The following is a 14,444-nucleotide window of genomic DNA, read 5'->3' on the forward strand; positions in this document are numbered from 1 at the left end:
AATGCCATCGCCGGCCGCGGCCGGCGAGATGGTATGGTTTGCGTCCTGCGGGATCCCGTCGGACCGATTTTCCCCGCATCGATCTTCAATCGTCGGCCTGCAAGTCGGCCTCCGATGGCGTTGCGTCCCGGTTGCGAGGCACGGCCGTCTTCGGCACGAGGCTGCCGTCGAAATCCCCCTCGCCGGCGCCGGCCGGCAGCCAAGGACGGCTTGCCCCTCTCGCCCTCACCGCCTGCACCGAAAAACCCTCTCCGCTTCGCGTCAGAGCCAGCGCGCCCTGACTGGCAAGACGCGCCCGATCGACGACCATCGCCGCGCAGTCGGGCGGCGCGGGCCGCGCCGTCACCACCAGCGCGGCGCGGCTGCAATCATCGGCCAGCGCGTCGATGCGCGTCGCCAACGCGATCAGCCGTCCGTCCGCGAGCGGCGCCACGCAACCGGACTCGTCACATGACGCGCTGCTCGCCAACGAGGCGTTGCCGGCATCACGCGGATCGGCATCGGCGGCCAGCCACTCCTTCAGCAGGAAGCTGTCCTTGCTGGCGCGGATCACTTGCAAGCGCCCATCCGCGCCCCGGACCGCGACGCTCGCACCATCCCCGGCAATCAGGACATCAGGCTGGCGCACCGACAGCCCCCAGAGGATCGCCGCCAGCAGCACCAGGGCGCCGGACCAGCGCAAGGGCGTGCGCAACAGGCCCATCACGATGAGCCCGAGGCTCGCCGCGATCAGCGGCGCGATCCCGAACGCCGGAATGCGGCCGACGGCGCCCGGCAGGGCCGCCACCCAGCGCGCGACCAGGACCATCCACTCGATGCCGATTCCCATCAACCACCAGAACACGCCGTCGAGCCCGAAAGGCGCTGCGAGCAGTCCGAGCAGCCCGGCCGGCATCACCAGCGCCGACACCACCGGCATGGCGCCGAGATTGGCGATGACGCCGTATGGCGTCACGCGATGGAAGTGGAAGGCGGCATATGGCGTGGTCGCGAGCCCCGCGATCAGCGAGGCCAGGAACAGCATCGCGATCTCGCGGCCGCCCCACAGCGCGATCCGCGCCGTCGCGGAATGATCGGGTGAGGCGAGCAGCTTCGGCATGCCGATCTGCACCAGCGCGACCAGCCCGAGCGTTGCCGCAAACGACATCTGGAAGCTCGGATGCACCAGCGCCTCCGGCGCGACCGCGAGCACGATCAGCGCCGCCACCGCCAGCGTGCGGAAGGTGATGGCGCGGCGATCGACCATGACGGCGATCAACACCACTGCCGTCATGAAGAACGATCGTTGCGTCGCGACTTCCGCGCCCGACAGCAACAGGTAGAACGCCGCCGCGACCAGCGCAGCGGCCGCCGACCATTTCTTGATGGCAAAGCCGGCCGCCAGCCCCGGGATCAAGGCCAGCAGCGCGCGCACCGCGAAGAAGACGACGCCGGCGACGACCGCCATGTGGTAGCCGGAGATCGACAGCACATGGCCGAGCCCCGAGACGAACATGGCATCGTTGACCGGCGCGGTGATCGCATCGCGCCGCCCCGTGAGCAGCGCCGTTGCGATCGCCCGGTTGTCGCCTTCGAGCGTTGCGCGGATGCGCGCGTCGATCGCATCGCGCAGGCCCTGCATGAAGGCGGCATAGCGCAGCCGCAGGCCGCCGGCATCCGGCGGCCTGGACGCCGTGATCGCGCCCATTACGAAGCCGGAGGCACCGATGCTCTGGAAGAACATGTCGCGCGAGAAATCATAGCTGCCGGGCCGCACGGGCGAGATCGGCGGCAGCAGCCGCGCCTTCAATTGCACGAAGCTGCCGACTTCGGGCGCCGTGCCCTTGCGCACCGAGAGGCGGACGCGCTCGAGCTTGACGTCGCTGCGCTGCGCCTCCATCGCGCTGACGCGCAGCACGAAGCGATCGGTACGCTCGCGGATGTCGCGCGCTTCCACGAAGCCCGACAGCGACACCGAATAAAGCGGCTTGGCGAGCACGGGATGGGCGACGCGCGCCGTCTTCCAGGTCGCCATGGCAAATCCGGCGGCGACTGCGGCGATCATGATGGCAGGCGCAAACAGCCGGCGCCGCCGGAGCAGCACCGCGCCGAGCATCAGCGCGATGGCCGTCGCGGCAACCACCCACAGCACCGGCTCATGATCGGCGGCGAAGTAGAGCGCGATGCCGCCGCCAAAGGCGACGGGCACCCACGGCAACAGCCGGCCTGGCCCGGCCTCGGCGCGCGCCCACTGGCGCAGCGTTTCGACGATGGCCGGCCAGATGCCAAACCCCGCCGGCGCAAAGCCGCCGGCCGGGGCGGCGCGGCCGACCGGCCACGTCCCGGCAACTCCCTGGGAGCGTCCTGGCCGCCCCGGCTCCGCCATTCCCCTGCACCTTGCGATACGCGACGGGTGCGGAGGCTACCGGACCGTGCGGCTGCGCGAATAGCGGTACAGATCGGGAACGGGCGACGGAGCGCCCTACTTTTCCTCTTCCATCGTCACGGCGACGTCCGCCTTGGCGGACAGCCGCACCTTGTTGCCTTCAACATCGGCAACGAGGCCCTTGTCGATGAAATGATGGTGGCCCTTGTGGCTGCCCTCGCCGCTGTCCTTCCTGGTCAGCTTGATGCGGTTGCCCTCTACCCTGTCGACGGTGCCGACATGGACACCGTCGGCGCCGATGACTTCCATATGCTCTGCGATGTTCTGCATGGCGGGATCCTTGGTTGGGATCGCGGCCAACGCGGCAGGCGCGCGTTCGTTTCAATCGTCATTCCGGGGCGCGACGAAGTCGCGAGCTATGATGCGCAATTGCGCATCTGAGATTCCATAACCACCATCGTGAGTATGGATTCCGGGCTCGCGCCGAGTGGCGCGCCCCGGAATGACGACACTGATGGAACGACCGTTAAATCAGCGGCGCCTGCGACGAGGCGTGGTGATTGACGATCTTCCAGTCGCCTTCCTCGCGGATGATGACCCAGCTCATCTTGACGACGAGATCGTCCCGCTCGCCGGCGAGATCGAACGTGATGATCGCGGCCATGTTGATCAGGTCAGGGCCGGCCTGCGCGGCGTACACGTCGGAGAAGGTCGCGCTCGGCCTGCGCCAGCGCGGCAGGCCGTTGAAATAATCGGCAACGCCGTCCCTGCCCCGATAGAGTTTTGGGTTCGAGCCGAAGAAGAACGCGTTCCTCGCATAGAGCGAGGACAGCGCGGCCGCATCGAGCGTCGCGAAGCCGGCGCACCATTTCGCGATGATGGCGGAAACGATGGCGTCGGCTTCGCTGCTCATGCCCTCGCCTCAGCCCTTCGCGACTTCCTTGGCGAACGTATCGCGCAAGCCGATCGTGCGCGAGAACACCGGCTTGCCCGGCGTCGAGTCCTTGTCGCGGACGAAATAGCCCTGGCGCTCGAACTGCATCGGCTCGGTCGAATTGCTCTCCGCAACGGACGCCTCGACCCGCGCATCGGCGAGGATCTCGAGCGAGTTCGGGTTGAGATCGGCCGCGAAGTTCGAAGCGTCCGGGCTCGGATTGGCGAACAGCTGGTTGTAGATGCGGATCTCCGCCGGCTTGGACGTCGCCGCCGGCAGCCAGTGCATGGTCGCCTTGACCTTGCGGCCGTCGGGCGCGTTGCCGCCCTTGGTCGCGGGATCATAGGTGCAGCGCAGCTCCACCACCTCGCCCTGGTCGTTCTTGATCACGCCGGTGCACTTGACGAAATAGGCGTAGCGCAGCCGCACCTCGTTGCCCGGCGACAGGCGGAAGAACTTCTTCGGCGGGTTCTCCATGAAATCGTCCTGCTCGATATAGAGCTCGCGGCCGAACGTGATCTTGCGCGTGCCGGCGCTAGCGTCGTCCGGATGATTGATCGCCTCGAGCTCCTCGGTCTGTCCTTCCGGATAATTCTCGATCACGACCTTGAGCGGCCTCAAGACTGCCATGCGCCGCTGCGCCGTGCGGTTCAGCTCCTCGCGGATGCAGAACTCCAGCATGCCGACATCGACGACGCTGTTTGCCTTGGCGACGCCGATGCGCTTGACGAATTCGCGCAATGCGGCCGGCGGCACGCCGCGGCGGCGCATGCCCGCCATGGTCGGCATGCGCGGATCGTCCCAGCCGGCGACATGACCCTCGCGGACGAGCTGCGTCAGCACGCGCTTGGACAGCAGCGTGTAGGTCAGGTTGAGGCGCGCGAACTCGTACTGGTGCGGCTTGGACGGCACCGGCAGCTTCTCGATGAACCAGTCGTAGAGCGGCCGGTGGTCCTCGAACTCCAGCGTGCAGATCGAATGCGTGATGCCTTCAATCGCGTCCGACTGGCCGTGGGCATAGTCGTAGCTCGGATAAATGCACCATGCGTTGCCGGTGCGCGGATGGTGCGCATGCAGGATGCGGTACAGCACGGGGTCGCGCAGGTTGATGTTGCCCGCGGCCATGTCGATCTTGGCCCGCAGCACACGCGCGCCGTTGGGGAATTCGCCGGCCTTCATGCGGCGGAACAGGTCGAGATTCTCCTCCACCGAGCGGTCGCGGAACGGCGAGTTCTTGCCGGGCTCGGTCAGCGTGCCGCGCGAGAGGCGGATCTCCTCCTGGGTCTGGTCATCGACATAAGCGAGGCCGTCGCGGATCAGCTGCTCCGCCCATTCATACAGGCGGTCGAAATAGTCCGAGGCGAAAAAGAGGTTCTTGCCCCAGTCGAAGCCGAGCCAGCGCACGTCGGCCTGGATGGAATCGATATATTCCTGCTCTTCCTTGACCGGATTGGTGTCGTCGAAGCGCAGGTGGCAGCGGCCCGGAAACTCCTGGGCGATGCCGAAGTTGAGTGCGATCGACTTGGCGTGGCCGATATGCAAATAGCCGTTCGGCTCCGGCGGGAACCGGGTCACGATCTCCTTGTATTTGCCCTGGTCGAGGTCGGCCTGGATGATGTCACGAATGAAATCGCGCCCAACCTCAGCTGCCACCGGTTCTGTCATTACGAAAATCCTGTAGGGAAATCAGCGGTTCTTCTGCCAAATTCGCGTGGCCGCGCCAAGAGCTTAAGCAAGGCCTGTCAGGTCCGCCGTCGCCCTTTAGTTATGTCCCGTTCCTGCTATACACCACCGCCTCCAATGCATAGGCCCTGCCAAGAATGTCCGATTCCGTCGTCACGCGCTTCGCTCCCTCGCCGACCGGCTTCCTCCATATCGGGGGCGCCCGCACGGCGCTGTTCAACTGGCTCTTTGCCAAGAAGCACGGCGGCAAGATGCTGCTGCGGATCGAGGACACCGATCGCGAACGCTCCACGGAGGCGGCAATCGGCGCCATTCTCGACGGGCTGAAGTGGCTCGAGCTCGGCTGGGACGGCGAGGTCATCTACCAGTTCGCCCGCGCCGCCCGGCACCGCGAGGTCGCCGAGCAGCTGCTGGCCGACGGCAAGGCCTACCGCTGCTACGCCACCGCCGAGGAGCTCGCCGCCATGCGCGAGAAGGCGCGGGCGGAAGGGCGCACCCGCCTCTATGACGGCATGTGGCGCGACCGCGACCCCGCGGCGGCTCCGAGCGACGTCAAGCCCACCATCCGTCTGCGCGCGCCGCAGACCGGCGAGACCGTGATCGAGGACCAGGTCCAGGGCCGCGTGGTCTGGCAGAACGAGAACCTCGACGATCTCGTCCTGCTGCGCGGCGACGGCAACCCGACCTATATGCTCGCGGTGGTGGTCGACGACCACGACATGGGCGTCACCCACGTGATCCGCGGCGACGACCACCTGATCAACGCCGCCCGGCAGAAGCAGATCTACGATGCGATGGGCTGGGCGCTGCCGAGCATGTCCCACATCCCCCTGATCCACGGCCCGGACGGCTCGAAACTGTCCAAGCGGCACGGCGCGCTCGGCGTCGATGCCTACCGCGCCATGGGCTACCTGCCGGCTGCGCTGCGCAACTACCTCGTCCGGCTCGGCTGGAGCCACGGCGACCAGGAGATTTTCTCGACCGAGGAGATGATCGAAGCGTTCGATCTCGCCAGCGTCGGCCGCGCCGCCGCCCGCTTCGATTTCGCCAAGCTGGAAAACCTCAACGGCCATTACATCCGTCACGCCGACGATCAATCACTCGTGAAGATGTTCGAAGACGTGCTCGACCACATCGTGCCGAGCCGCGACGAGATTAAGGCCAAATTAAACGACACCACGCGCGCGCAGCTGCTCAAGGCCATGCCGGCCCTCAAGGAGCGTGCCAAGACGTTGATCGAGCTGATCGACGGCGCCCATTTCATCTTCGCCGACCGGCCGCTGGCGCTCGATCCCAAGGCGGAGGCGCTGCTGACGCCCGAGAACCGCAAGCTGATCGGCCAGCTTCATTCCGCGCTGGAGAAAGTCGAGACGTGGAGCGGCGCCACCACCGAGGCCGCGCTACGCGCCTTTGCGGAGGAAAATAGTCTCAAGCTCGGCGCGGTCGCCCAGCCGCTCAGGGCGGCGCTCACCGGGCGGACGACGTCGCCCGGCATATTTGAGGTTTTGGACGTGCTGGGCCGCCAGGAAAGCCTCGCCCGGCTCAAGGATCAGGCTACGACGTAAGTCGACCATGCGTGCGGCGATCTTGCAGCGCACATAGCAATAATATACCCATCTCCCCCACATTCTGGAACATCCGGCCTGCCCCCATGGTCGCCCTGGGGGCCTCCGGCTCCGGCCCGTTTCACCACACATCGGGGACCTCTGATGGACGCAAAACCAAGCCCAAAGACCGCGACGCTGACGGTCGGAAACAACAATTTCGATCTCCCGATCCTCAGCGGCAGCGTCGGGCCTGACGTCATCGATATCGGCAAGCTTTACGGCCAGTCCGGCCTGTTCACCTACGATCCGGGCTTCACCTCGACCGCGAGCTGCCAGTCCAAGATCACCTATATCGACGGCGACGCGGGCGTGCTGGAATACCGCGGCTACCCGATCGAGCAGCTTGCCGAGCACGGCGACTTCCTGGAGACCTGCTACCTCCTGCTCTACGGCGACCTGCCGACCCCCGCGCAGAAAAAGGACTTCGACTACCGCGTGACCCATCACACGATGGTGCACGAGCAGATGGCCCGCTTCTTCCAGGGCTTCCGCCGCGACGCCCATCCGATGGCGATCATGGTTGCGGCCGTCGGCGCCCTCGCCGCGTTCTATCACGACTCCACCGACATCAACGATCCGAAGCAGCGCATGATCGCCTCCATGCGCATGATCGCGAAGATCCCGACGCTGGCGGCGATGGCCTACAAATACACCGTCGGCCAGCCCTTCGTTTATCCCAAGAACTCGCTCGGCTTTGCCGAGAACTTCCTGAACATGTGCTTCGCGGTGCCCTGCGAAGACTACAAGGTCAGCCCGGTGCTCGCCGACGCGCTGGAGAAGATCTTCATCCTGCACGCCGATCACGAGCAGAACGCCTCGACCTCGACGGTGCGCATCGCCGGCTCCTCGGGCGCCAACCCGTTCGCCTGCATCGCGGCCGGCATCGCCTGCCTCTGGGGCCCCGCACATGGCGGCGCCAACGAGGCCGCGCTGAACATGCTCTATCAGATCGGCACGGTCGACAAGATCCCCGAGTTCATCGCCAAGGTGAAGGACAAGAACTCTGAAGTCCGCCTGATGGGCTTCGGCCACCGGGTCTACAAGAACTACGATCCGCGCGCCAAGATCATGCAGAAGATGTGTCATGCCGTGCTCAAGGAGACCGGCCATGGCGACGATCCGATGCTGAAGGTGGCGATGGAGCTCGAGAAGATCGCGCTCAGCGACCAGTACTTCATCGACCGCAAGCTCTACCCGAACGTCGACTTCTATTCGGGCATCACGCTGAAGGCGATGGGCTTCCCGGTCTCGATGTTCACGGTGCTGTTCGCGGTCGCCCGCACCGTCGGCTGGATCAGCCAGTGGAGCGAGATGATCGAGGATCCCCAGCAGAAGATCGGTCGCCCGCGCCAGCTCTACACCGGCGTCACCAAGCGCGATTACGTTCCGATCGACAAGCGCTAACAGGGCCATCACGGGCTTTCGAAGCGGCGCCATCGCAAGATGGCGCCGTTTTCGTTTGCGCTCTTCGTGCTGCCACGCACAACAACAAGTCGGATCATCGCGCTCGCCAGCGCTTGACAGCCGAAACGCTTCGCGCGCAAATTCTTACACTAAGTAAGAATGACGACAGGGATGGAAATGCCGGAGCAGCCGAGAAGTCGGCGGCAGACGCGCGCTGCCATTTTGACTCATCTGCTTCAGTCGGGCGGCTCGTTTCGTCCGCCGCTGGCGAAGGCCGTGCGCCTGTCGGAAGCGAGCCTGTCGCGCATCCTGCTCGACCTGAAGGCCGAAGGCCTGATCGAGGAAGTGCGGCGCCCTGCCCCTTACGTGGGCGGCCCGACCGGCCTCGTGTCGCTCGACAGCGCGGTGGCGCTTGGGGCTCTGGAGCTGACTGGTCAATGGCTCAGCGTCGGCGTTGGCAGTCTGTCCGGCGAGCTGCATTACACCGAGCGCGTGCCGCTACCGAAGAAGCCGACGATCGACTCCGTTGGCGATGTCTTTCGCGAGGCGCTGGCCCTGCTGCACGGCTGGACACGGCGCCGCCGCATCAGGCTCGCGCAGATCGGCGTAACCGTTCCGGGCCTCGGTCGTCTCAGCGTATCAGGCAATCCGATCATTCCCTGTGACGTCGAACGCATCAGCGGCATGTTCGGCGAGATGTTCGCCGGCGTGCCCGTTGCGTTCACCAATTCGGTGGTGGCCCACGCCGCCTTTCATCGTTGCCGTAACGAGGACTATCCGTTCAGCGATCCACATCTATTCGTGTTCGTCGGCCAGGGCGTCGCTGGCGCCTGGGTCGATGATCCCAGCGACGATGACGCGCTCGACCCTGTCGAGCTCGGCCACATGGTGTTCGGAACCGACGGCCCCCGCTGCCGCTGCGGCCATCATGGCTGCGTCGAAGCCTATACGTCGCTGCCGGCGCTGGCCGAGCTGCTGCATATGACCGAAGCCGAATTGATTCAGCTCGGCCCTGATTGGGCGACCGCAATTCCTCTCACGTCCAGGGTGCGTCAGGAATTGCGCCAGCGATTGTTCCGGCTCGGCCTCGCCATCGGCAACACATTGAACGTCAAACCATGCCGCGGCGTCGTCGTCAGCGGCTGGCCATCGCTGCTCGCCGAGGAGGAGCGAAAGGCGGTGATCGACGGGATCGACGCCTGCCTGCTGGGCGGACGCAAATTGGCGCAGGTCTCGCTCGCCTTTGTGCCGCCCTCGACGGGCAACGACCCGCAGGCCGCCCTCGCCTTCGCTGCGTTCTGCCTGGCGAGATCTGGCGGCATGCCATCCGCATCGACGGAGGCCGCCTGAATGACTAAAGCCGCGTGCGGCTCGCGCACGCCAACAACGGCGCCAAAGTTGCGCAAACGACTTCACACCGGGAGGAACTGCCATGCCGATCACAACAACAAGGCGTCGTCTGCTCGCTGGATCTGCGGCCGCGCTCGCATTTCCGCACCTTGCCCGCGCGCAAGGCGCCGCCAAGCCGCGACTGACCGCGATCTCGCAATGGTCCGCCGGCAGCGATGGGGCGGCCATCACGGCGCTCGGCAAGAAATTCGAGGAGAAGGGTGGCGTCTGGCAGCACTCGCCCGTCCCCGGCTTCACCACGGACATGATGAACAAGCTGCGGGCGCAGATCATCGCCGGCGATCCGCCGGCCTGTTCGCAACTCAAGGGCCCCGAGATCGCGGCCTGGTCGAAGATCGCGCCAACCGTCGATCTCGACGCCGTGGTCGCGGCTGCCGGCTACGAGAAGGTGGTCGCGCCGGACCTTGCAAAGCTGCACAAGCCGACCGGCAAGTGGATTGCTCTGCCGCTCCAGATCTACAGCACCAACATGCTGTTTCTCTCCAAGCGCGGGATGGACAGGGCCAAGGCCGACAAGGTCCCGGTCACCTGGGCTGACTTCAACGACCTCGCCGAGAAAATGAAGTCGGCCGGCATGGCCTACCCCCTCGCCAACGGCGGCACCCGCGCCGACGACGGGCAGAAATTCGAAGCGTCCCTGGCCGGCATCAGCCCGACGGCATACCGCGCCGCCTGCATGAATCTCGACAAGAAGGCACTGCAGGGACCCGAGATGAAGGCGGCCTTCGCGCAGACGCGCAAGATCTCCGAATGGTGTGATCCCAATGTCGGCGTCCAACCCTATGCCAACAATTTGAAGCGCTTCGTCGAGGGCGACATGGGCATGCTGATCATGGGCGGCTGGGCCCAGGGCGTGTTGAAAAACGCCGGCTTCAAGTTCGACGACTACGTCATCACCCCCGGCCCCAGCGACAACGGCAAGCCTGTCTTCCTGTTGAATGCCGACGCCTTCATCTTTTGGCAGCGCAAGGAGGCCGATCTCCAGGCCGGCCAGATGCTGATGGCACAGCTCGTAATGGATCCCGCAATCCAGACCATGTATTCGCAAATCACGGGATCGATTCCCGTGCGTACCGATGTCGACCTGTCCGGCGAGGGCTGGTCGGATGGTCAACGGACAACCGCGGCCGCGCTGAAGAACGCGATGGGCAACAATCAGGCCGTCCTGAGCCTCGCGCACAACATGGCCCAGGAAAACGGCCTGACCGCCGCGATCATCGACGTCATCACCGAATATGTGAAGAACAAGACGATCAAGCCGGATGAGGCCGTCAGCCGCCTCGCCGACGCCGTCGAGGGCGCACGTTGACCGACGCCGTCTCGACAGCAACACGGCCGGGCCGGTCGGCGACCTCCGAGATGGTGCGCCGGCTGCCCGAATTTCTGGTAATCTGGGTGCCGCTGCTGCTGTCAGCAGCGCACCTCATCTCGTTTTCGATCTGGACGATCTGGATTTCGTTTACGCCCTCCACCCTCGTCCCCGTGACGGGCTGGGTGGGCTTGCGCAACTACAATTCTGTCCTGGCGTCGCGGAACTGGCAGATTGCCTTCGACAATCTGCTGCTGTTCGGCATCGCTTTCGTGCTGCTGAGCCTGGTGACCGGCCTGCTGCTCGCGATCCTACTCGATCAGCGCATTCGCGGCGAGAACGTGCTGCGATCCATCTTCCTCTATCCCCTGGCGGTGTCGTTCGTCGTGACAGGTACGGTCTGGAGCTGGCTGCTCAACCCCGGCATCGGGATCGAGAAGCTCGCTCATGACCTCGGCTGGATGAGCTTCAAGTTCGATTGGCTGGTCAACCGCGACATGGCGATCTGGACCATCGTCATCGCCGCGATCTGGCAATCCTCGGGCTTCGCCATGGCGCTCTTTCTGGCCGGCCTTCGCTCTGTCGATTCCGAGATCATCAAGGCGGCACAGATCGATGGTGCCGGGCCGATCCGAACCTATCGGCGCGTCATTCTGCCGACGCTTTGGCCGATCACCATCACCGTCGTCGTTGTCCAGTTGCAGTTCGCGATCTCGACCTTCGACCTCGTCCGCGCCCTCACCAACGGGGGGCCAGGAATCGCGACCCAGCTGCCGGCGCTTGTTGTCTATGATTTGATGTTCCAGCGCAGCCAGCTCGGCCGTGGTGCGGCAGCGGCGGTGCTGATGTTGCTCATCCTTCTTGCCGTGCTGCTCCCCTATGCGGCGTGGCGCTATGTCCGGCGACGGCGGGCATCCCATGCGTGACCGAAGCTTCACCCCAAGCCGGGCTCTGATCTATCTGATCGTGACCTTGTTCGCGGCCGCCTACCTTGCGCCGCTGGTCGTTGTCGTCCTGAACTCGCTCCGGACCAATGAGGAGATTGCGCAGGGCTCGATGATCGGGTGGCCGCAACACTGGGCGTTTGGCAATTATGCCCTGGCCTGGAGCGGCTTTTGCGTTGCCGAGACCTGCGCCGGCATCCGGCCGTACATGCTGAACTCCGCGCTGGTCACGATCCCGGCAACGATCTTCTCGACCCTGCTCGGTGCTGTCGCCGGTTACGCCGTGTCGCTCTGGCGCTTTCGCGGCGACAACTGGATCTACGGCATTGTCACCCTCGGCCTCTTCCTGCCCCAGCAGATGCGCCTGTTGCCCTGGACCATCGTGTTGCGGGACATCGGGCTGATCAACACGCTGACGGGCCTCGTGCTGATTCACACGATTCAGGGGCTGTCCTTCACGGTCCTGTTCTGCCGCAATTACTATGTCGCCATTCCGCACGAGCTGATCCGGGCCGCACGCATCGATGGCGCCGGCTTCTTTCGTATCTTCTGGCGCATCATCCTGCCGCTCTCGGCGCCCATCCTGATCGTCACCGTGATCTGGCAGTTCACCCATATCTGGAACGAATTCCTCTATGGCGTCACCTTCACGACCGGCCAGCAGCAGCCCGTGACGGCCGCGCTCATCGCACTGTCCACCCCGGTCGCAGATATCCCCAAGCATGGCGTGCAGAGCGCCGCGGTGATCATCGCAGCCCTGCCCACGCTGTTGATCTACCTTCTCGGCGGCAAGTACTTCGTCCGCGGCCTGACTGCCGGGGCCGTGAAATGATGGAGTTGTCATGGCTGCACTGAGCATTCGCGCCCTGTCCAAGCGTTACGCCAATCTGGAGGTATTGAAGGACATCGCGCTCGACATCGAGAGCGGCGAATTCACCGTGCTGGTCGGGCCGTCCGGCTGCGGCAAGTCCACCCTGCTCAACATCGTCGCCGGGCTCGACCGCCCGAGCGCGGGGACGATCGAGATCGGCGGGCGCGTCGTCAACGACGTCGCGCCGAAGGATCGCGACATCGCCATGGTGTTCCAATCCTACGCGCTCTATCCCTCCATGACGGTGCGCCAGAACATCACCTTCGGCATGGAATGCCGTCACGTTCCCAGGGCCGAGCAGGACGCTGCGGTCGCGAATGTCGCAAAACTGCTCCAGATCGAGCCGCTGCTCGGCCGCAAGCCGTCGCAATTGTCCGGCGGCCAGCGCCAGCGCGTGGCGATGGGGCGCGCGCTGGTGCGCAATCCCCTGCTCTTCCTGTTCGACGAGCCGCTCTCCAATCTCGACGCCAAGCTGCGCGTCGAGATGCGGATGGAGATCAAGCGCCTGCACCAGCGCATCGGCGCCACCATCGTCTATGTCACCCACGACCAGATCGAGGCGATGACGATGGCGACGCGGATCGCCGTGATGCATCAGGGCAGCGTGCAGCAATTCGCCGACCCCGACACCGTGTACCGCTATCCGGCCAATCTGTTCGTCGCACGCTTCATGGGCTCGCCGCCGATGAACACCATGCCGGCGCGGCTCGAGGCCGGAAATGACGGGCCGGTCGTCGTGATCGGCGCGGGGCGGCCGGACGAGCTTCGTCTGCGCCTGACGGGATATGACGCCGCAGCACCCTTTGTCGGGCGCAAGGTGGTGTTCGGAATCAGGCCGGAATGCATCGCCGAGGGCAGCCGCACGTTTTCCAGCGAAGCGCCTGTCCTCGTCGAGGCGCCGGTGGAGCTGGTCGAGCCGACAGGTGCCGAGACCATGGTGTTGCTGCGGCTCGGGGGCGAGCCCGCGATGGCGCGGGTCTCGCCGGATATCCGCCCCGCGCCCGGCACGTCCGCCGCCTTCGCGCTCGACACCCGCCGCATTTGCCTGTTCGACCCCGAGACGGAGCGCCTGATCGCATGACGAAGACGACCTATTCCAGCCTTGCCGGCTGCGTGGTGTTGATCACCGGAGGCGCCAGCGGCATCGGCGCCGCCTTCGTCCGGGCCTTCGCAGGCCAAGGCGCCCGGGTCGCCTTCCTCGACATCGACAAGGACGCCGGCGAAGCCCTGGTGCGGGAGATCGCGGCCTCGTCCGGGACCGCGCCGCTGTTCGTGCCCTGCGATCTCCTCGACATCGATTCCCTGCGCAGCGCGATGGCGGAGGCGCACCGTTCGCTTGGCGACGCCGCCGTTCTCGTCAACAACGCCGCCAACGATCAGCGCCAGGTTCTCGCCGAGGTGACGCCGGCCGAGTTCGACTGGATGATCGGCGTCAATCTCAAGCACGTCTTCTTCGCAGCGCAAGCGGTCGTGCCGCAGATGCAGGCGCGCGGCGGCGGCTCGATCATCAACATGTCGTCGATCGCCTGGATGCGCGGCGCGCCGGCGCTGCCGGTCTATGCCGCGGCGAAAGCGGCGATCGTCGGCATCACGAACTCGCTGGCGCGGTCGGTCGGTCCCGACCGCATTCGGGTCAACGCGATCGCGCCGGGCATGGTGATCACCGAACGCCAGCGCCGGCTGTGGTATCCGGACGATCGGGTCATCGCCGAGATCCGCTCGCGCCAGGCCGTTCCGGATGCGGTGACGCCCGAGGACATCGCCAACATGGCGCTATTCCTCGCCTCCGACGAAAGCCAGCGCATCACCAGCCAGTGTTTTCGGGTCGACGGCGGACTTGCCTAGGGCGTGTGCTCATAAAAATCGTTTCGGGTCCGCATTGCTGTCCGAGTGAGACGTCAAACACACACGTCAATG

Annotated in this window: 12 protein-coding genes; 8 read left to right on the forward strand and 4 right to left on the reverse strand. The window is 65.4% G+C overall.

Going from position 1 to position 14,444, the window contains the following annotated elements; translation table 11 throughout:
• Positions 1 to 85: 85 nt before the first annotated feature.
• The 4 genes from N2602_RS21115 to N2602_RS21130 form a co-directional block, all read right to left on the reverse strand.
• Complete coding sequence (locus N2602_RS21115; protein WP_260379302.1) at positions 86 to 2,365, reverse strand: ComEC/Rec2 family competence protein; 2,280 nt, start codon at positions 2,363 to 2,365, stop codon at positions 86 to 88.
• A gap of 96 nt (positions 2,366 to 2,461) precedes the next feature.
• The gene (locus N2602_RS21120) at positions 2,462 to 2,695 is read right to left on the reverse strand and encodes a DUF2171 domain-containing protein (protein ID WP_172783597.1); all 234 of its coding nucleotides are present in this window, start codon (positions 2,693 to 2,695) and stop codon (positions 2,462 to 2,464) included.
• A gap of 196 nt (positions 2,696 to 2,891) precedes the next feature.
• Entirely contained in the window at positions 2,892 to 3,278 is a 387-nt protein-coding gene (locus tag N2602_RS21125; RefSeq protein ID WP_260379303.1) for a nuclear transport factor 2 family protein, read from the reverse strand.
• Positions 3,279 to 3,287: 9 nt separating this feature from the next.
• Positions 3,288 to 4,964 carry a glutamine--tRNA ligase/YqeY domain fusion protein gene (locus N2602_RS21130; RefSeq protein ID WP_172783595.1) on the reverse strand — a complete coding sequence of 559 codons (1,677 nt, stop codon included), beginning with the start codon at positions 4,962 to 4,964 and terminating at the stop codon, positions 3,288 to 3,290.
• 155 nt (positions 4,965 to 5,119) lie between these two features.
• Here N2602_RS21130 and gltX point away from each other — a divergent pair, with 155 nt between their 5' ends.
• The 8 genes from gltX to N2602_RS21170 all read left to right on the forward strand — a co-directional run bounded on the left by gltX (position 5,120) and on the right by N2602_RS21170 (position 14,372).
• Positions 5,120 to 6,547, forward strand: coding sequence for a glutamate--tRNA ligase (gene gltX / locus N2602_RS21135; RefSeq protein WP_175421768.1), 1,428 nt, complete (start codon positions 5,120 to 5,122; stop codon positions 6,545 to 6,547).
• Between the two features lie 144 nt (positions 6,548 to 6,691).
• Entirely contained in the window at positions 6,692 to 7,993 is a 1,302-nt protein-coding gene (gene gltA, locus N2602_RS21140) for a citrate synthase (protein ID WP_260379304.1), read from the forward strand.
• Positions 7,994 to 8,164: 171 nt separating this feature from the next.
• Positions 8,165 to 9,343: an ROK family transcriptional regulator gene (locus N2602_RS21145; RefSeq protein WP_260379305.1), complete on the forward strand. Its 1,179-nt coding sequence runs from the start codon at positions 8,165 to 8,167 to the stop codon at positions 9,341 to 9,343.
• Between the two features lie 82 nt (positions 9,344 to 9,425).
• Positions 9,426 to 10,712: an ABC transporter substrate-binding protein gene (locus N2602_RS21150; RefSeq protein WP_260379306.1), complete on the forward strand. Its 1,287-nt coding sequence runs from the start codon at positions 9,426 to 9,428 to the stop codon at positions 10,710 to 10,712.
• Complete coding sequence (locus N2602_RS21155; protein ID WP_260379307.1) at positions 10,709 to 11,638, forward strand: carbohydrate ABC transporter permease; 930 nt, start codon at positions 10,709 to 10,711, stop codon at positions 11,636 to 11,638. The genes N2602_RS21150 and N2602_RS21155 overlap by 4 nt, the downstream gene beginning before the upstream one ends.
• Entirely contained in the window at positions 11,631 to 12,488 is an 858-nt protein-coding gene (locus N2602_RS21160; RefSeq protein ID WP_260379308.1) for a carbohydrate ABC transporter permease, read from the forward strand. The genes N2602_RS21155 and N2602_RS21160 overlap by 8 nt, the downstream gene beginning before the upstream one ends.
• A 10-nt stretch (positions 12,489 to 12,498) precedes the next feature.
• Positions 12,499 to 13,608, forward strand: coding sequence for an ABC transporter ATP-binding protein (locus tag N2602_RS21165; RefSeq protein ID WP_260379309.1), 1,110 nt, complete (start codon positions 12,499 to 12,501; stop codon positions 13,606 to 13,608).
• Positions 13,605 to 14,372: an SDR family NAD(P)-dependent oxidoreductase gene (locus N2602_RS21170; RefSeq protein WP_260379310.1), complete on the forward strand. Its 768-nt coding sequence runs from the start codon at positions 13,605 to 13,607 to the stop codon at positions 14,370 to 14,372. Before N2602_RS21165 ends, N2602_RS21170 begins: the two co-directional genes overlap by 4 nt.
• Positions 14,373 to 14,444 lie beyond the last annotated feature (72 nt).

The sequence above is a fragment of the Bradyrhizobium sp. NC92 genome (assembly GCF_025200865.1).
GTDB lineage: Bacteria > Pseudomonadota > Alphaproteobacteria > Rhizobiales > Xanthobacteraceae > Bradyrhizobium.